Consider the following 18,097-nt stretch of genomic DNA (forward strand, 5'->3'; position numbering starts at 1 on the left):
GTGCCCGTCGGCAGCCCGGTGGAGCGGTCTGTGGAGCGGTCTGGGGAGGCAAAGCCTCCCCGGGGCCAACCGCATGACGCCGGCAGGACACCCCGCGCCGACCGCGCGCCCTACCCGACCGACGCCATTTCCGCCGGCTCCGGCCGCGCCGGCACGCGCTCGTAGCCGCGGGGCGTGCTGCTGCCGGGGCGCAGGGCCGGCAGGAAACGGCCGGCCTTGATGTCATCCCAGCTCTGCTGCAGCGCGCGGCCGATGGCGGCGACGGTCGCCTCGACCACGTCGGTGATGGAGTCCCGCCCGATTGTCGCCTTCTCCCGCAGCCCGTCGGCGCGGGCGACGCCGACGCCGTGTTCGTAGGACATGCGCCCGCCGAGATAGGCGGAATAGCCCATCGCGCCGAGCGCCAGCAGGCCGACGGCGAAGTACCCGCGCCCCGGCTTCCGCACCACGGCCCGCTCCGCCGCCATGCCGCCGAGGAGGACGCCGAGCGCGACGTTCATCGTGCGGTGCGTGGTGAGGAGGTCGTTCGCCTCCTCGTTCTCGATCCTGGAGGCGCCCTGGGCCAGGGCGCCGGTCACGGCGGCCGCCATGGCGCTGGCGAAGGCCGCGCCGATCAGGAGACGGCCGGCATTCATCATGCCCTTGCTGCCCGCGGCCGCACCGATCGCGTCGAGCGCGAGCGCGGTCGGCGTCAGCGCGATGGGCAGGTGGACGACGCTCGGGTGGATCTCGGTCAGGCGCAGGGTCATGGCGGCGGGTCCGTGTTCGTTCCGCGGCACAACGCGCGGCGCGCCCCGCCGGCTTCAGGCCGCCTTCGCCGCTGACTCCGCGACGGCTGGGTCGTCCTGCATCGCCTCCACCCGCCAGGGCGAGGGAATGCGGATCCCCTCCGCGTCGAAGCGGGCGCGGATGCGGCGGTTCAGCTCCCGCGCCACGGCCCAGCGCTGCGATGGCTCGGTCTTCATCCGCACGCGCATGAGCACGCCGGTTTCGAGGAGCTTCTCGACCCCCATGACGTCGAGGTCGTCACGGATCGCCTTTTCCCATTTCGGGTCGGCCCGCAGCTCGGCGCCCGCGGCCTTGAGGGCGGCCGCGGCGCGGTCCGTGTCCTGGCCGTAGGCCAGGGAGACCTCGACCACGGCGAAGGCGAAGTCGCGGGACTGGTTCGTGACGAAGGTGACGGTCGAGAAGGGGATGATGTGGATGGACCCGTCCAGCGCGCGCAACCGGATGGAGCGGATCGAGAGCTGCTCCACCGTCCCGGACATGCCGCCGATCGTCACGACGTCGCCGACCGCGACGGCGTCCTCGAGCAGCAGGAAGATGCCGGTGATCACGTCCTTCACCAGCGTCTGCGACCCGAAGCCGATCGCGACGCCCAGCACGCCGGCGCCGGCGATCAGCGGAGCGACGTTCACCCCGATCTCCGACAGGATGTTCAGCGCGACGAAGACCGCGATCACGATGAACAGCGCGGTCCGCAGCATCGGCAGCAGCGTCCGGATGCGGGCGGATCGCGCGGCCTGCGAGTCGCGCGACAGCTTCAGGAGCCGGCGCTGGATCGCGGCGTTCGCGACCTCCCACACCGCGATCGCCGCGACGACCGTGAACCCCATGGAGACGAGGGAGGTCACGAGCCGCGCCCCGACCCGGCCGCGCGAGAACCACTCGAAGGCGTCGAAGCCCCAGGCCTCGAGAACGGAGAGGAAGGCGACGACGGTCACGATGGTCGTCGCGACGCCCTTGAGGACGGGCAGGTAGCGGTTCGCCCGCTGCTCGAGGCCGGGGTAGCGCTTGGCCAGGTCCGGAGTGATCCGGAAGCCACGGTCCAGAACCTTCCGCAGCAGGGCGTCCGCCGCCTTGGCGCCTGCCATGATCGCGAGGGTGAGGACGGAGATCCACAGCAGCCGCGTGAACCCGTCCCGGATCTGCAGCGCCCAGACGCCCCAGAGGGCGACGAGGTAGAGGATGGCGAGGATGTGCCAGATCTCGGCGAGGCGGTCCCGCAGGGCACGGAAGAACCGGCGCGACCGTTCCGGCTCCTCGCCCGGCTTCAGTTCCGGCGCACGCAGGGCCTCGGCCACGGCGTACCGGTTCTGGAGGATGACGATGACGAGGAAGAGGGTCGCGACCAGCAGCACCAGGCGGGTGATCGCGTCGTACACGGCCCAGGGCACGCCGAAGAGCAGCGCGGCTTCCGCCACCGCCCAGCCCACGACCAGCACGATGACGATCCGCCGCAGCCAGACGGTGATGTAGGCCGCCGTCTCGTCGTGCAGGGGCACGAGGCGGAGGTGCGCGGAATTGGGGGAGAAGAGCATCCGCGCCGCCACCAGCACCGCCCTGCACGCGATGTACGCGTTGTTGGCGATGAGCAGCGCCAGTTCCGTCGTCGGCAGCGGCCGCAGCGCCCCGATCAGCCCGTAGGAGACGAGGGCGAAGGCGCCGACCGGCAGCAGGTCGAGGAACAGCCGCGCGACGACGAAGGGAATGCGCCGCAGCCAGGTCCAGAGGTCGGCGCGCGGCGGTGCATGGGCGTCGAGCTTGTCCCGCCAGCGGCGCAGGAGCCGCCAGACCAGCCATTCCGCCAGCAGCCCGAGGCCGAAGACGAGCGCAACCTTCCAGGAGGCGTCGGTCACCCGCGTCTGCGTCACGGGATCCCGCGCGACGCCCGAGGCCCAGGAGGCGATGCCCGGCAGGTCCGTCAGCGTCTGCACGGCCGAGATGATCTGGTCGGTCAGCAGCGCCAGGCGCGCCGAAATGTCCTGCAGCACCTGGCCACCGAGCGTGTTGGGGGCCAGCAGTTCGGTGCTCGGTGGCGGCGCGGCGGGGGTTGCAGCCGGCGGAGTGGCGGCGGGAGCCGAGGCGGCCGGTGCCGCGCCGGGTGCTCCCGCCCGGGATGCCGCCGACAAGGCTTCGAGGTTCCGCACCAGTTCGGCCCGCTGCGCGTCGTCCCGCAGGATGCCGAGAAGGCGCTCCGCCTCCGACGCGCCGGGCGATGCTGCGGGCGCGGGAGCCTGAGCCCAGGCCGGCGCGACGGCGAGCACGAGCGCGAGCAGGAACGGGAAGAGGGTCCGGTGCCGCATCCGCCGGGTTGGACCCGCCCGGGCTGGCCGGGTCAAGCGCGGCGCGCCCGAGGCGGGATCAGGAGGGGGTCAGCGGACGAGTCGCCGGCCGCTCACGCCCGCGCCCGCGCCGGGGCTGGGGCCGATGCTGGGCGCCAGGTTCGTCCCCCGGAGGGTCGAGGCCGCCGGCGTGGGCGCCCTCTGCCAGTTCGAGGTGTCGGTCGTCGGCCGGGCGGGAGCGTCCGGTGCGGGAGCGGCCCGCGGCGGTTCCGGTGCGGGGTCGGCCGCACAGCCCGCGAGCGCGAGGAGGGTCACGAAGGTCAGGCGTCGCATCCCGTGGTTGGACCCTCCTTCGTGAGGCCGGGTCAAGTCGCCCGAGGCAACGGGAGGCCCTTCGGCCTCCTCAGAAAGGTCGGCGGGGCGCGCCCGGCGGTGCGGCGGTGAAGCGGGCTGGCCAGTCGTAGGCAGAGCGGGGGAGGCCACGGGGGAACGGACCTCCCGCACGCGCGGCACCGGCGCGGTGATCCAGCCCCCTTGCCCCGTGGCCCCCGGCGCTTTCGCAGTCGGGTCCGGCTCGGCCGCGCAACCGGCCAACAGCAGGAGCGCCAGCGGCAGGAGGCGGTTCGGGACCATCCCCGATGTTGCGTTCGCCCCCGCAATAACCGCAAGCGGGCCGTGGCCTGGACGCCTGGCGCCCCGCACCGCAGCATCGCCGCATGAGCCCGGGGCACTCCGTCTGGACCACGGTGGGGGCGCTGCTGGCCGTTCACTTGGCGGGCATGGGCGCCTTCCTCGTCACGCCCGTGCTGGCGCCGGCGATCGGGGCGGAGCTCGGGCTCGATCCCTCACTCGCCGGGCTGCACACGGCGCTGGCCTATGCGGGCGGGCTGCTCAGCATTCCCTTCACCGCGACCCTCCTCCGCCGGTTCGGGGGCTGCGGACCTGCCAGGGGGCGCTGCTGGTGATCGCGACGGGGATCGCGGTCACGACCCTCGCCTCCCACGATCTTCCGTCGGTGGCGAGCCTTGGGCTGCTGGCCCTCGGGTCGCTCCTCTGCGGGATGGGGCACGGCCCCGTGACGGCCTCCGGGTCGCACCTGCTGGCGCCGCGGACGCCGCCGGCGCGGCGGGGGATGATCTTCTCCCTCAAGCAATGCGGCGTGCCGGCGGGGGCGATGCTGATCGCCGCCATGGCGCCGGCGATCGGGGTCGTCGCGGGGTGGCGGGCGGGGGCGCTGGCCTGCGCCGCCTGGGCCGTCACGGTCGCCGTCGCGTTGCAGCCGCTGCGGCGCGGGCTGGACGCGGATCGCGCCCCGGCCGGCACGCCGGGCAGACCGGGCGCGGCGATCCGGGAGGCCGTCTCCTCCCTCGCCCTGCTGCGCGACGAGCCGGCGCTGCGCGCGATCACCCTCGCCGGCGCGGCCTTCGGGGTGGCGCAGTTCTCCTTCGCGTCGTTCTTCGTGGCTTGGCAGGTCACGGCGCTGGGGGTGCCGCTGGCGGAAGCCGGGCTGCGCCTGTCCATCGGGCAGGCGGGCGGGCTGGTCGGGCGGGTCGTCTGGGGCTTGGTGGCGGACCGGATCGGGGCGCGGCGCGTGCTGATCCTCTGCGGCCTCGGCACAGCGCTCTCGACCGGGCTGCTCGCCCTCGCCGGGCCGTCCTGGCCCGAGGTCCTGGTCACCCTCGTCGGGGTCGTGCTGGGGGCGACGGCGGTCGGCTACAACGGCGTGCTGCTCGCCGAGGCGGCGCGGATCGGCCTCACCCTCGGCCCACCGGGACAATCCGGGCGCGTCGGCGCGGCGACGGCCGCCCTTCAGGCGGCCTTCGCGCTGACGCAGATCGTCATGCCCACGGCCTTCTCGGTGCTCGTCGCGACGACCGGCTCCTATGCGCCGGGGTTCAGCCTGTGCGCGGCGTGCGGGCTGTTCGGGGTCTGGTGCCTGCGAGGAGGGCGGCGGTGATTCCGGAGGTTGGGCGTTGCCCTCCCTCCCGAACTCCCGCCGACCAGGCGGCGGCCTGGACCGCGGTCCAAACCGGGGCGTCTACAGAACGGGGTGCAGGGGACTGGTCCCCTGGCGGATGGAGGTCCGGAGGAAGGCAGAGCCTTCCCCCAGGGCCGCCGCGGAACCTACCGCCGCAGGCCCAGCCGCGCGATCAGCCGCTCGTAGCGCCCGCCGCCCTTCTTTTTCAGGTAGTCCAGCAGCCCGCGCCGCTGTCCGACGAGCACGAGCAGGCCGCGCCGGGAGTGGAAGTCCTTCGGGTGCTGCTTCATGTGCTCCGTCAGCATCGAGATGCGGTCGGACAGCAGGGCCACCTGGACTTCGGGGGAGCCCGTGTCGTTCGGGCGGGTGGCATATTCGCGGATGATCGTCGCGCGACGCTCGAGGGTGATGCTCGACATCGTGTGTTCCTGGAATAGGGGTGTCAGGCGCCGCGGGCGAGCCAGCGTTCGGGGCGGACCAATCCGCCTTCGAGCCGGCACAATCCCATCAGCCGCTCCCCCGCCAGCGCGCGGACCAGGCCCCCATCGGGGTTGGCCGCCGGCGGCACCCGGCCCAGGAACTCGACCAGGGAGATCTCCTGACCGAAGCCCAGGCGGGCGGCCTCGCTCTCGGTGACGGCCAGGGCCGGGATGTCGTCCAGCGCGGTCGTCACCGGCAGCAGGGGCGCCGGGGGAGGGGCGGGGGTATCCGCGCTGCCGACAAGTTTGTCCAGCGGAATCGCGTGCTCCTCCCGGAAGGGCCCGACGCGCAGGCGCCGCAGCGCGGCGATGTGGCCGACCGTGCCGCAGGCGCGCGCGAGATCGCGCGCCAGGCTGCGCATGTACACGCCCTTGCCGGACTGGACGTGGAAGACCGCGGTGTCGGCGTCGGGACGCTCGATCAGGTCGAAGGCATCCACGCGGGCGGGGCGGGGCTGCAGCTCGACGGCCTGACCCTCGCGCGCGAGGTCGTAGGCGCGTTCGCCGGAGACCTTGATGGCGGAATAGATCGGCGGGACCTGCATGATATCGCCGCGGAAGGCGGGCAGCGCCGCCTCAATCTCCGCATCCGTCGGGCGATGGTCATGTGTTCCGATCGTCTTGCCGTCCGCGTCGTCCGTGTCGCGCGCATCCCCGAAGCGGAGGGTGAAGCGGTACACCTTCGTGCCGTCCATGACGTAGGGCACGGCCTTGGTCGCGGCGCCGAAGGCGATCGGCAGGATGCCGGTGGCCAGTGGGTCGAGCGTGCCGCCGTGCCCGACCTTCTGCGCATCGAAGGCGCGCTTGAGCTTCGTGACGACGTCGGTCGAGCCCATGCCGGAGGGCTTGTCCACGATCAGCCAGCCGTCCATCGGGCGGCCGCGCGGCTTGCGCTGGCGGTGGGACCCGCGCTTGGGGCCGCCCTGGTTGGGACCGCCTTGGTTGGGGCCTCGGTCCGGACGGTCGCGTGGGGGGAGTTCTGCTGCATCGGCCGCGTCCTAGCCCTGATTGCCCCGGGCAGGAACCGCCTGGAGCCCGCGGGGCTGACCCGCGGGGTGCGCGAGCTACCCGCCCTGCCGGCGCACGCGCGTTCAGGCCGCCGCCGCCCTCGTCAGGACAGGGCGCGTCGCGCCAGGACCCTGAGGAGGTCGGTCATCGGCGTGCGCGTGACCGGCCGCACGTAGGAGCCGGAGAAGAGCTTCACGATCAGGCTGCGCCGCGCCTCCGTCGAGGGCAGGAAGGCGAGGTGCAGCCGCGTTCCGCTGCGCCGCCGCACCCGCGCGCGGACAAGCCCGACATCGGGGATGACGAGGCTGACCGCCTCCTCTCCGCAGGCTGGCTGGGCCGCGAGGAGCACCGCGCAGCCCGAGACCGACAGGTCGAGCAGCCGCCCCTGCCCGCCCGTGCCGTCCGCGAAGCGGATGGCAACGGGCTCATCCGTGCCGAAGCGCTCCTCCGCCCGGAAGCGTGGCTGCTCCACGCAGATCAGGATGGTGATGGCGAGCGTGCCGAGGTTGAAGACGCTCCAGAACAGGTTCATCGCCTCGATATCCGGCGGCGTGTCGGGCAGCGCGCCGGTGAAGAGCCGCCAGGCGATGCCGCCGATCGTGGCGACGGCGAGGGCGATGTAGGGCGCGGCGATGCCCCACTGCATCACCACGCGGTCGCGGCTGGCGCCCTTGGCCGTCACCTTGAACTTCTGGTTCCGGCTGCCGAAGGTGCCGACGACGCTCGCCCGCATGGCTTCCTTCGTCACGAGCAGGCCGATGGCCTCCGCCATCATCGGGATGTTCGTCCCGCGGCTGACCCAGCCGAGATAGACGACCATGCAGATCCAGAAGGGGCCGAGGTTCAACAGCAGCCCTTCCAGCGTCGTCTGCATCACGACCAGCCCGAACCACCAGTGCAGCACGGGGATGACGAGGCAGAGCACGCGCATCAGCGACCCGACCGTCCAGAACAGGACGGTGTCCAGCGTGTGCAGCCGCATGATCGGCGGTACGCCGCCGCGGGAGGAGAAGGGGCTCCAGGGCGTGCGGAGGATCTGCATGGTGCCGAGGCACCACCGGCCGCGCTGCGTCAGGTATTCCTGCAGCCCCTCGGGCGCGAGGCCGACCGTCAGCGGCTCGTTCAGGTAGACGGTGCGGTAGCCCGCGGCGGTGAACTTGATGGACAGGAGGAGGTCCTCCGTCACGCTTTCCGTCGGGAAGAAGCCGATCTCCTTCAACGGCCTGGTGCGGATCAGCGCCGATGTGCCGCAGGAGAAGGCGGTCCCGTGCGCGTCCTTGCTCGCGAGGATGATGTCGAAGAAGAACCGCTGCTCGTCCGCCAGCACGGAGAGGCCGCGCAGGTTCAACTGGATCGGGTCCGGGTTGAAGAAGAACTGCGGCGTCTGCACGCAGGCGACCTTGGGGTCGTGCAGCAGGGCGGCCGCGCGCCGGAGGAATTGCGGGGAGGCGATGAAGTCCGCGTCCAGCACGGCGATGGTGTCGGGCGGCTCCGGCAGCTCCATGATCCGCTTCAGCGCCGCGTTCATGTTGCCGGCCTTGCCGTGCGCGTTATCGGCGCGCGTCAGGTAATGCGCCCCATGGCTGGCCGCGAGGTCGGCGAGCCATGGCCGCTTACCGTCGTCCAGCACCCAGACCCGGAACCGCGGGTAGTCCTGCGCCGTCGCACCGACGATCGTGCGCTCCAGGATCTCGCGCTTCTCGTTGTAGGTCGGGATCAGCATGTCGATCAGCGGCGGCCCGCCGGGGTGCGACCCGACGGGATGCGCGTCCACCTCCGCCGAGCGGTTCACCGTGCGCGACAGGACCTGGAGTAGGAGGATGCCCGCCGTGCAGCTCAGCACCTCCACCGCGAAGAAGCCGTGCGCCAGGACGAAGGTGCCGAGGTCGGTCCAGCCGCCGTCGCCCATGCCCGGCAGCGTGTCCGTCGCCCGCCAGAGGAGGTAGCGCACCATCAGCGCGATGGTCAGCATCGCGCCGATCCAGCGTGGCCAGGCCTGGTCGTGCCGCAGCAGCGGCAACGCCGCGCCCGCGAAGGCGACGAGAAGCAGCGCCGGCGCGGCCGCCAGCAGCAGGTCGGATTCCGGCACGGCGATGCCTCAGAAGGCGAGGCGGCCGAGGCGTCCGCTCTCGCAGGCCCGGGTGCTGCCGACCTCCGCGGGGAAGGAGACGACGACCTCGAGCCGGCGTGCTGAGTTGGATGTCGCGCCGGGCTCGGCCCGGAGCGCGGAGACGGTCCCGTTGCGCCAAGCGTCGTCCTGCGCCGCCTTGAAGCGGGCGGTCTGACCGACCTGAAGGCGACGGAACACGGCGGGCGAGACCGTCGCCGTGGCTTCGGGGTTGGCGCAGTCGGCGAGGATGGCGATCTCCTGCCCCGGCTGCACGTGCTCGCCGGCCTGTGCCACCAGGCGCAGCAGGCGGCCGGGGGCGTGCAACTGCAGCGCAGCCTCGCCCATCCGGGCCGTTCGCTCCGTCTCCGTCGCGATCAGCGGACGCAGCGCGGCGACCTGTGCCTCACGCTCGATCTGCTGCGCCGCAAGGTCCTCCAACTGGTCGCGCAGCCGGTCGCGCTGTTGCTGCGAGGCCGAGCGATCGGTTGCGGCATCCGCGACGTTTACCCCCGCCCGGGCAGCCCGCAGTTCCGCGTCCGTGGCGGCGCGCCGGTTGCGGGCGCCGTCCAGTTCCGCGTGCGCCACGGCTTCGGCCCGGCGCGCGGCTTCCAGGGCAGCCACGGTGGCGACGCCGCCGGCGGACAGCGCTTCCGCCCGACGCAGGCCCCGCGTGGCCTCGGCCAGGCGTGCACCGGCGGCGCTGACCGACTCATCGATCTCCCGAACGCGGGCGGTCAGCGTTTCCGTCCGGGCGTCGCGGAAGGCACCGAGATTGTGCTCGGACGCCGCGATCTCGCCCTCGACGTAGGCGATGCGCCGGGTCAGGGCGGTCAGCGACGCCTCGGCCGAGGAGAGAGCGAGGGTAAGGTCGGACAGGCGCGACGTGTCGGCGCGCGGATTGACGACCGTTCCGAACCGCGTGTCCGCCGGGATGACGTTGCCGACCGACAGCGCCGGCGCGAGGCTCACCGTCCCGCTGATCGGCGTGCGAACCGCTATGGGCGCGCCGTCGAGGAAGGCCCCATCCGCCTCGGTTGAGAAGAACCGGTCCTGGACGAAGTATCCGATGAGGGCGAGCAACCCGAGACTCACGGCGACGCGGAGCAGGCGACCGCGGTTGGGGGTGGACGTGGCGACCGCCGGTGCAGGCCGCGGATCGGGCAGCGGCGGCCGAGGCTCGGCGGCCGGGGCCGCCATGTCGGGCGTGAGGGCCGTGACCAGGCCAGGTTGATCGCGCATCGTTCAGGTGTTCCTGGCCCGACGTGTAGGTCCCGCTCGCGATGCCGTGACATGAGGTCGCTGCAGTGAATGCTCGGGCACATCACGCGTCGCGGTCGGCCTGATTCTTGGCATCGTCTGGTTGCTACTTCGCAAAGACTTTGTTCGGCGAAGCGACGCCGCGCACATCCTCCGCCAATGCCGGCGTTGCCGTGTGTCGGGTTTTGCAAGCAAGGGTCGGGGTGCCGGGCTGGCCGGCCGGCCGCCGCGAACTCGGTGCGTGCGGAAGGCCGCGGCCCGAAGGTCCCCCGTGCGGCGGTGTCAGCGGTCCGACGTGCCGGATTCCGCCTTTCGACCTGCCCTCGCCGTCCGCCGCGGCTTCCGCATCACCACGGTGTCGGCACTGGCAACCGGGGCGCCGAGCGCCGAGCGTCGCGGCTCGAGGACCGTGCTCTCCGCCGAGGCGGGTTTCCGGACACCCTTCCTGCGCGGTTCCGGCGTCGCGGGCGCCGCGGCCGCCTTCCTGGCGCGCACCGGCTTTACGTAGGCCGGCGGCGGCTCGACGAACTCCACCAGCCCCGCCGCGACGGCGAAGTCCTGGGTGGCGAGGTTCTTGTCCTTCGCCTCCACCTCGATGTCGGCCCAGGCCAGGTGGCCGGCGGCCCAGGCGGCGTGGGCGCGGTTCCACAGGCGGTTGGAATGGGCGCGCAGGTCCCGCGTGTTCGCGCCGGCCTCCAGCATCGCCGCGCGGTCGGGCAGGGTGTCGGGGTCCATGCCTTCCACCAGCGCCTCCTTCGGGGAGGAGACGTGGGCGACCGGGCGGGTGCCGCGCCAGGATTCGATCACGCGCGTGATCCGCGGGTCGTCGGGGCGGATGTAGTCGCCCGTCATGACCCAGTGGTGGTGGATGTCCAGCACCACCGGCAGGGCGTCGGCCACCGGGAGCACGTCGTCCAGGCCGTAGGCGATCTCGTCGTTCTCGATGGTCAGCAGTCCCTGCGCGTCCTCCGACAGCAGGGCGAGGCTCGCGCGGAACGCCTCGATCCCCGCGGCCCTGCCGCCGCCATGGACGTTCACGTGGGCTCCGTGGGGGTGCCAGCCTCCGGAATGGCCGAGCAGGCGCATGACGTGGACGTGGTACTCGATCTCCTCGATCGAGGCCTGGCGCACGGCGTCCGATTCCGTCGCGAGGACGCAATACTGCCCGGGATGGGTGGAGATGCGGATGCCCGCGTCCTTGATGCGTGGGCCGAGCGGGGCCGTGACCTCCTCGATCGTCGCGCGCAGCGCGGGGTCGTCGTAGATCGGGCGCACCGCGGGGTGGGAATAGCAGGGCAGCAAGTGCGTCGCGATCCGCATCGCGCGGCGCGGCGGCGGCAGGACGGCGGTCAGGTTCACCTGGTTCGTCAGCGCCGTGGCGTTGTGGCGCACGAGGCCGATGAGTTTCTCCACGCGCGCGGCCGGGTCCTGGCGCATCAGGAAGGCGACGGTCGTGTCGCTGAAGTTCAGCAGCCGTGCCTCGTCCTCCGGCAGGGAGGGGTCGAGCCAGTTGCAGACCCAGGCCACCTTGGGCCAGGCCATCTTGGGCCAGGCCACCTTGGGAGTGTCCCGGGCGGTGCTGCGGGGGGGCGGTCCATCCATCGTCGGGACGGAACGCCCGGGGGACGGGGCGGTTCGTCGGGTGGGGCGGGGTCGCCCGCCGGGTCAGCCGGCTTCGGGCGGCACCGGCCGCGGGCGGCCTTCCTCGTCGATCGCGACGAAGGTGAAGGCGGCCTCGGTCACCCGCTCCGCCGCGTCGCCGTGCCGGTCACGGCGCCAGGCCTCGACCATGATGCGGAGGGAGGTGCGGCCGACCCGTTCCAGGCGGGCATAGACGCTCACCTCGTCGCCGACATGGACGGGGCGGTGGAAGGTCATGGCGTCCACCGCGACGGTGGCGCAGCGGCCCCTGGCGCGCCGGAGGGCGACGTTGCCGGCCGCGAGGTCCATCTGGGCCATGAGCCAGCCGCCGAAGATGTCGCCCTGGGCGTTGGTGTCCGCGGGCATGGCGATGGTGCGGATCTTCGGGGCTTCGTCGGGCGGCGTCTCGCTCATCGGCCGAGGGTGGCGCGGCGTCCCGGGTCTGTCGACGCGGCCGCCGCCGCGGGGCGGCGCCTGGAACGGCAGGCGAACCCGCTTGTGGTCCGGCGCCGAGTCGCGGGCCCAGGTCTTGTGTGGGCGGAACGGGGCGGGACCGTCAGCGATTCGTTCGCGCGACTCGGGCCAAGTCCCTGATCCCCCGGCGTATTGGCGCGGTGTCGTTCGTGCTTCGTTCGATCCGGCCCCCTTCCGGCCCGGCCCGTGCTCACGCCGGGCGGTGCATGATCCGCGACAGCCAGAGACCCAGGGCCAGCATCGCGGCGCCCGCCGCGACGAGGGTCAGCGGGGCCCCCACCGCGGCCAGCCCGGCCCCGAAGAGCGCCGGCCCGACGGACTGGCCGAGGAAGAAGCAGAAAGCGTGCATCGCCACCGCCGATCCCCGGGCCTTCGGCGCCACGTCCGTCACCCCCGTCTGGATCGAGTTGTGCATGGCGAAGTAGCCGAGGCCGAGGACGAACATGCCGGCGATCAGCCCCGCGATCGCCGCGGGCTGGCCGGGGCCGAGCCAGCCCGTCGCCGCGAAGGCCAGCATCCCCAGCCAGCCCGAGGACGCCCGCGACGGCGAGCATCCGGGTCAGGCCGAGGCGCCGGAGCAGCACGCCCGACAGCGCGGCATAGGCGATCCCCGCCGCCCCGAAGGCGGAGAGCGCCAGCCCCGCCTCCGGCGCGCTGCCGATGCCCCAGCGGACGATCAGCGCGGCGACGTAGGGGAAGAGGCCGAAGACCAGCACGCCCTCGGCCGCCACGGCGCCCCAGAGACGCCGCGCCTGGGGGATGCGGGCGATCTCCGCGTAGCGCCGCAACGAGCCCGCCAGGTCCACCCGCCCGGGCGGGCCATCCGGCCGCGCGCGCAGGTCTCGCCACAGCACGAAGGCCGCGAGGAGCTGCACGGCGGCCCCGGCCGCCTGCACCGCCCGCCAGCCGACATGGCCCGACACCGCGCCGGAGATGACGCCGCCCGCGATCTGCCCGGCGATGGACATGGCCAGCACGCGGGACAGCGCGACCTGCCGCCGTGCCATCGGCACCTGGTCCCCGAAGGTCGCGATGGTCAGCGGGAAGATCCCGCCCGCCGCGGCGCCGGCGAGGGCGCGGGCCAGGAACAGCCCCTCGACGTTCGGCGCGAGCGCGCAGCCGAGGAGGCAAAGGGCCGTCAGGAAGGTCGCAACGAGGATCACCCGCCGCTTGCCCAGGCCATCGCCGACCGGACCGAGGACGGGCTGGATCAGCGCGTAGGGCAGCGCGAAGGCCGAGGCGACGAGGGCGACGGTCTCGACCGTGACCGCGAATTCCGTTGCCAGCTCCGGCAGCACCGGGTCGAGGGTGCGCGAGGCGAGGGAGGAGGCGAAGCCGCTGAACCCGTAGAGGAGCACCAGGCGGCGCGTGCGCGATCCTCGTCCGGCGGCGGTGTCGCATCCATCCCGTCGCATGTGCGCCGGTGCGCAGGGCCGCGCCAGGGCCGGTGTCGCGGGGCAGGCCCGCACGAAGGCGTCAGCCTGCCCGCCGGAGGCCGGGCCGCCGTCCGGCCGGCGTGCCAGGGCCCCGATCGTGAAGACGGCCGCGCGGCGGGCGCGCCTCAGGGCGTCAGGCAGCCCGCATTCACCATCCCCACCGTGATCGCCGCGCCGGCATAGAGGATCGCGCCCGCGACCTCGCCGCGCTGTTCCATTGCCGCGCGCCAGTCCGGAAGGACGCGGGTAATGACGACGAAGACGAGGATCTGCGCGACGAGGGCGATCACGCCCCAGACCAGCGCGTCCAGCACGTTGATGGAGCTGCGGATCGCCTGCGACACCGGCAGCCCGAAGCCGATGAGCGTGCCCGCGAGCTTCACCGCCGCGCCGGAGTTCCCGGTGGCGATCAGCCGCATCTCGTCGTGCGGCGTCATCCGGATATAGGCCCAGGCCCCCGCGACGACGATCGCCAGCCCGACGACGAGGTGCAGGAGGAAGTTCGGCAGCGTCGCGAGGCTCGTCATGCGGGATCCGGGCGGAAGAGGTGGGGGACGAAGCGCGAGGTGTCGCGCGTGATCGCGGTCGAGTCCTCGCGGATGCCGATGCCGCGCGCGCTGCCGGCGATGATCCAGGAGCCGATGACGGGATAGCCGTCGTCGAAGCGCGGCAGTTCCGCCCAGGCCTGCCAGACCTTCGGGCCGTCGGCGTAGGGGCCGGGGGTGGTCGGGCGTCCGGGCGCCGTGATGTTCGCGCCTTCCCGTCCCCAGAAGGGCTTCCCGACCTCCGGCCCGCCGGTGCGGCCCGGTTCGTTGAAGGCGGGCAGCAGGTTCGCGTGGCCGGGGAAGAGGTGCCACAGCCAGGCGAGGAAACCCTTGCCCGCCGGGATCAGGCGCCAGGCCGGCTCGATCCAGCGGGTGCCGGCGGTCGCGACGTGCGGGCCGAAGGTCTCGGCCAGCAGCCAGTCCCAGGGATAGAGCTTGAAGATGGCGGCGATCGGCGATTCCTGCAGGTCGCGGAAGGTGCGCCCGTCCCAGCCGATCTCGTCCATGTGGAGGAAGACGGTGTCCAGCCCCGCCTGCGTCGCGGTATCGCGCAGGTAGTCCACCGTGCCGCGGTCCTCCGCGCTGTCGCGGGCGCAGGCGAAGTGGACTCGTCCGGGCAGGCCCATCTTGCTCCAGCCGTCGATCAGGGCCTCGTGGATCGAGTTGAACTGGTCGGCCGACGGGTCGGTGCAGGTCAGCCATTCCCATTGCACCACCGATGCCTCGAACAGCGCGGTCGGCGTATCCGCGTTGTATTCCAGCAGCAGCGGCGGGCCGTTGCCGTCCCAGCGCAGGTCCAGGCGGCCGTAGAGGTGCCTCTCCTGCTTCTCCCAGGACCGCCGCGCGAGGGCCCAGGCCGTGTCGGACAGGCCGAACCATTCCCGCGCGTCGCGGCGCACCGCCTCGTCCACGGCCTCCAGCGTCAGGCGCTCGATCTCGTTCGTGGCGTCGTCCAGGACGTCCACCTCGGCGGCGGTGAACTCATAATGCGCGGTCTCGTCCCAGTAGGGCTCGCCCTCGATCTCGGCGAAGGCGAAGCCCATGGCGCGGGCGCGTTCGCGGCGGTCGGGGCGCGGTTCGCTCGTGATGCGTCGCACGGTCGGTCAGCCGCCCCCGTCAACCGCCCGAGGAGCCGTGCGAGGATGCGGTGCTGCCGAAGCCGCCGCGGGTCGAGGTGGTGGCCGTCCCCGAGGTTGCCGTGCTGCCGTTGCTGCCGCTCCAGCCGAACCAGGAGGAAGACGTGCCGGAGGAACCGCTGCGTCCGGCGCAGACCGCCTCGGCGTCCGGGCGGCCTTCGGCGCGCGCGCGCCGGCACCGCTCCTGCTGGCTGTCGCAGGCGCCGAGGGTCAGCACCGCCCCGCTGACGAGGACGAGCGTGATCGCGCGGGGGCGGCGCATCGGCCGCGCGGCGGTCCGACCAGGGCCGGGATGGGCCGCCGCGCCGGTGGCGGGCGGGGCGGGGATGGCATCGGGGCCGCGGCGCATCATCGGGTTCTCCCACGCTCCCCGCGGGCCATGCTCCCCGCGGGTGGACCCGGTCCGTGCCGGCCGGGGTGGGGGCCGGGGCGTCGGACCGGGTCTCCCGGGCGAGGGGGAACGCCCGTCGGGCCGTGGGGGAAGTGGCGGCCCGGCGCCCTTGTAGCCGGCCGCATGTCGCAAGCCTGTCCCGCCGGGCCGTCCGGCGCGTCGCATGCGTCGCGCGGGAACGCGGCCATCGGCCGGCGCGTCAGCGGCGATGGGGGGGCGGGGGGCGGTCCGCGCCCGGCGGGCCGGCCGGGCGCAGCGACCGCCCGCTCCCCCGACGGGTGTTACCGGGCCCGGCGCGCCGGCGTGCCGCTGTTGCGGGACGGGGTGCTGCTCCGCGACGGCGTCGCGGCCGTCGCCGCGGCCGGCGCCGGCGTGGCGGAGGCCGGGGTCAGGCCGCGCGAACGGTCGTAGGCATCGGCCATGCACTTCTCCATGCCGAAGTCCGACGCGTTCGGCAGCTGCTGGCGGCACTGGGCGCGGAACGCCTCCTCCGGCCGCTGCGCGGCGACGGGGGCGGGCGGCTCGGCCGCGCAGGCGGCGAGGAGGGCGAGGAGGGGTAGGGGGGCCAGACGACGGATCACGGAACGTTCCTCTGAGGGGCGGCGGGCGGGGCCCGGCCGGGACGGGTGAAGGCGGCGGTCTTCTAGGTCGGGCGTGCCGCGCCGTCACGGGTGCGTGCCGTGGCGTTACGCAGGCGGGGCGTTCCTTGGGCAGGGAGCCCGGTCCCCGCCGGCGATCCGCCCGCACCGGGCTGCGGATTGTCTTTGACGCGGTACCCCGTGACGCGGGACCGTTCCCCGTCCAGCCCGGGAGAGAACCGATGCGCCGCTTCGTGCTGCCCCTCCTTGCCCTCGTCCTGCCAAGCCTCGTCCTGCCGAGCCTGGCCTCGGCGCAGGTCGCCGCCGGGCCGACGCTGGCGTCGGTCCGATCGAAGGGGGCGCTTGAATGTTCGGCGGCCCTCGGCACGCCGGGCTTCGGCGCGCCGGACAGCCAGGGCGTCTGGCAGGGGCTGGACCCTGATTTCTGCCGCGCCATCGCCGCGGCCGTGCTGGGCGAGCCGCGCGTGCGCTTCGTGCCGATGTCCGGCGCGCAGCGGATGCCCGCGCTGCAGTCGGGCCAGGTGGACGTGCTGATCCAGACGTTGACCTGGTCGCAGTCCCGCGACGCCTCCGGCATCGATTTCCCGGCCATCAACTTCTACGACGGGCAGTCCTTCCTCCTCCGCCGCAGCATGAACGTGCAGCGCAGCACCGAGCTCGGCGGCGCGACGATCTGCACGACCTCAGGCTCCACCAGCGAGCTGAACCTCGCGGACTGGGCGCGGGCCAACAACATCCGCTACCAGCCCGTGGTCTTCGAGCGGACGGACGAGCTGCGCAGCGCCTACATCTCCGGCCGCTGCGACGCCTACTCGACCGATGCCTCGCAGCTCGCGGCCGTGCGGTCCGCGCTGCCGGATCCCGCGAACCACGTCGTCCTGGCCGAGCGCATCAGCAAGGAACCGCTCGGCCTCGCCGTGCGCCACGGCGACAACCAGTGGGCGGACATCGTGCGCTGGGTGTCCTACGCGCTGGTCGAGGCCGAGGAACTGGGCGTCACCCGCGCCAACGTCGATGCGATGCTGCAGAACCCTAGCCCGCCGATCCGGCGCCTGCTCGGCGTCTCCGGCGACCATGGCCCGTCCATGGGCCTGGACCGGCGCTGGGCCTATTTCGCCATCAAGGCGGTCGGCAACTACGGGGAGATCTACGAGCGCCATGTCGGCGCCGACACGCCGATCGGCCTGGAACGCGGCCCGAACGCGCTGTGGAACCGGGGCGGGCTGATGTACGCCCCGCCGATCCGCTAGCGCGGGTCCGTCCGGCGCCGCGACGGTGCCCGCCTGACCTGAGGCCACGGGACAGCGGGCACTGGCCGGGTCTAGGCTCGGCGGCATGGACGCCCATGCCCCCCGCCTTTCCTGGCTCGACCTCCCCGAGGCGCCGCGGACGCCGGAGGTCGAGGCGGTCCTCGCGCAGACCCGCGCGCGCCTGGGCTACGAGCGCAACGGCCAGCACGTCCAGGCGCACCGCCCGCGCCTGCTGGCCGCGGCGGAGGCGCTGTCGGATGCGGTGAACCGCGACCCCGACGCTGAACTCTCCCCGCGCGAGAAGGAACTGCTGGCGCTGGTGACGAGCGTCGAGAACCGCTGCGTCCCCTGCGTCTTCGCCCATGCCGCGGCGCTGCGGAAGCACACGGGCGACCCGCTGCTGGTCGCGGCGGTCGAGGTGAACTGGCGCCACGCCGCCCTGACCCCGCGCGAGGCCGCGCTCGCCGCCTATGCCGAGTGCCTGACGCGCGCGCCCGCCGCGGTCACGCGGGCCGACCTGGACCGCCTGCGCGAGGCCGGGCTGGGCGAGACCGCGATCCTCGAGGCCGCCGCGGTCATCGCCTACTTCAACCTGTCGAACCGGCTGAACTCCGGCCTCGGCGTCGCCCCGAACGCGGAGGCCTATGCGGCGAACCGCTGACCCGCGGCCGGCGCGGACCCGGCGCGCGATCACAACCCCTTGACCCCCCGTGCCGCGGGGCGCATCG

The 18,097-nt window shown here is 73.4% G+C and carries 17 protein-coding genes; 4 read left to right on the forward strand and 13 right to left on the reverse strand.

Features of this window, described 5'->3' with window-relative positions; all coding sequences use genetic code 11:
- Positions 1 to 110: 110 nt before the first annotated feature.
- Positions 111 to 749, reverse strand: coding sequence for a DUF2231 domain-containing protein (locus ACE7GA_RS11580; RefSeq protein WP_376099519.1), 639 nt, complete (start codon positions 747 to 749; stop codon positions 111 to 113).
- Between the two features lie 54 nt (positions 750 to 803).
- On the reverse strand, positions 804 to 3,086 hold the full coding sequence (locus ACE7GA_RS11585; protein ID WP_376099521.1) for a mechanosensitive ion channel domain-containing protein: 2,283 nt from the start codon (positions 3,084 to 3,086) through the stop codon (positions 804 to 806).
- A 695-nt stretch (positions 3,087 to 3,781) separates the two neighbouring features.
- Here ACE7GA_RS11585 and ACE7GA_RS11590 point away from each other — a divergent pair.
- A complete protein-coding gene (locus tag ACE7GA_RS11590; RefSeq protein WP_376099523.1) occupies positions 3,782 to 4,030 on the forward strand; it encodes a hypothetical protein in 249 nt (82 codons plus the stop codon).
- Entirely contained in the window at positions 4,027 to 5,022 is a 996-nt protein-coding gene (locus tag ACE7GA_RS11595) for an MFS transporter (RefSeq protein WP_376099525.1), read from the forward strand. Before ACE7GA_RS11590 ends, ACE7GA_RS11595 begins: the two co-directional genes overlap by 4 nt.
- Positions 5,023 to 5,189: 167 nt before the next feature.
- On the opposite strand, the gene rpsO is transcribed toward ACE7GA_RS11595, so the two are convergent.
- From rpsO to ACE7GA_RS11650, 11 genes are all read right to left on the reverse strand, one after another.
- On the reverse strand, positions 5,190 to 5,462 hold the full coding sequence (rpsO, locus tag ACE7GA_RS11600) for a 30S ribosomal protein S15 (RefSeq protein ID WP_376099527.1): 273 nt from the start codon (positions 5,460 to 5,462) through the stop codon (positions 5,190 to 5,192).
- 23 nt (positions 5,463 to 5,485) lie between these two features.
- Entirely contained in the window at positions 5,486 to 6,394 is a 909-nt protein-coding gene (truB, locus tag ACE7GA_RS11605) for a tRNA pseudouridine(55) synthase TruB (protein WP_376099529.1), read from the reverse strand.
- A gap of 239 nt (positions 6,395 to 6,633) precedes the next feature.
- Entirely contained in the window at positions 6,634 to 8,619 is a 1,986-nt protein-coding gene (locus tag ACE7GA_RS11610; RefSeq protein WP_376099531.1) for a glycosyltransferase, read from the reverse strand.
- A 9-nt stretch (positions 8,620 to 8,628) separates the two neighbouring features.
- Entirely contained in the window at positions 8,629 to 9,879 is a 1,251-nt protein-coding gene (locus tag ACE7GA_RS11615) for an HlyD family efflux transporter periplasmic adaptor subunit (RefSeq protein ID WP_376099533.1), read from the reverse strand.
- 300 nt (positions 9,880 to 10,179) lie between these two features.
- Positions 10,180 to 11,454, reverse strand: a complete 1,275-nt coding sequence (locus ACE7GA_RS11620; RefSeq protein ID WP_376099535.1) for a UV damage endonuclease UvsE — start codon at positions 11,452 to 11,454, stop codon at positions 10,180 to 10,182.
- 108 nt (positions 11,455 to 11,562) lie between these two features.
- Positions 11,563 to 11,952 (reverse strand): acyl-CoA thioesterase, encoded by a 390-nt coding sequence (locus ACE7GA_RS11625; protein WP_376099537.1) that lies wholly within the window; start codon positions 11,950 to 11,952, stop codon positions 11,563 to 11,565.
- Positions 11,949 to 13,370: an MFS transporter gene (locus ACE7GA_RS11630; RefSeq protein ID WP_376099539.1), complete on the reverse strand. Its 1,422-nt coding sequence runs from the start codon at positions 13,368 to 13,370 to the stop codon at positions 11,949 to 11,951. The genes ACE7GA_RS11625 and ACE7GA_RS11630 overlap by 4 nt, the downstream gene beginning before the upstream one ends.
- 203 nt (positions 13,371 to 13,573) lie before the next feature.
- On the reverse strand, positions 13,574 to 13,975 hold the full coding sequence (locus ACE7GA_RS11635) for a DUF350 domain-containing protein (protein ID WP_376099541.1): 402 nt from the start codon (positions 13,973 to 13,975) through the stop codon (positions 13,574 to 13,576).
- Positions 13,972 to 15,090: a glutathionylspermidine synthase family protein gene (locus ACE7GA_RS11640; RefSeq protein WP_376099543.1), complete on the reverse strand. Its 1,119-nt coding sequence runs from the start codon at positions 15,088 to 15,090 to the stop codon at positions 13,972 to 13,974. Before ACE7GA_RS11640 ends, ACE7GA_RS11635 begins: the two co-directional genes overlap by 4 nt.
- Positions 15,091 to 15,109: 19 nt before the next feature.
- Entirely contained in the window at positions 15,110 to 15,481 is a 372-nt protein-coding gene (locus tag ACE7GA_RS11645; RefSeq protein WP_376099545.1) for a hypothetical protein, read from the reverse strand.
- Positions 15,482 to 15,801: 320 nt separating this feature from the next.
- Positions 15,802 to 16,101, reverse strand: coding sequence for a hypothetical protein (locus ACE7GA_RS11650; RefSeq protein WP_376099547.1), 300 nt, complete (start codon positions 16,099 to 16,101; stop codon positions 15,802 to 15,804).
- A 239-nt stretch (positions 16,102 to 16,340) separates the two neighbouring features.
- On the opposite strand from ACE7GA_RS11650, the gene ACE7GA_RS11655 reads away from it, so the two are divergent.
- Together ACE7GA_RS11655 and ACE7GA_RS11660 are read left to right on the forward strand one after the other, a co-directional pair.
- Entirely contained in the window at positions 16,341 to 17,369 is a 1,029-nt protein-coding gene (locus ACE7GA_RS11655) for an amino acid ABC transporter substrate-binding protein (protein ID WP_376099549.1), read from the forward strand.
- Positions 17,370 to 17,454: 85 nt separating this feature from the next.
- Complete coding sequence (locus tag ACE7GA_RS11660; RefSeq protein WP_376099551.1) at positions 17,455 to 18,030, forward strand: peroxidase-related enzyme; 576 nt, start codon at positions 17,455 to 17,457, stop codon at positions 18,028 to 18,030.
- The last annotated feature ends 67 nt before the right edge of the window (positions 18,031 to 18,097 follow it).

Origin of the sequence: Roseomonas sp. CCTCC AB2023176 (assembly GCF_042259275.1) — a bacterium.
Taxonomy (GTDB): domain Bacteria; phylum Pseudomonadota; class Alphaproteobacteria; order Acetobacterales; family Acetobacteraceae; genus Roseomonas.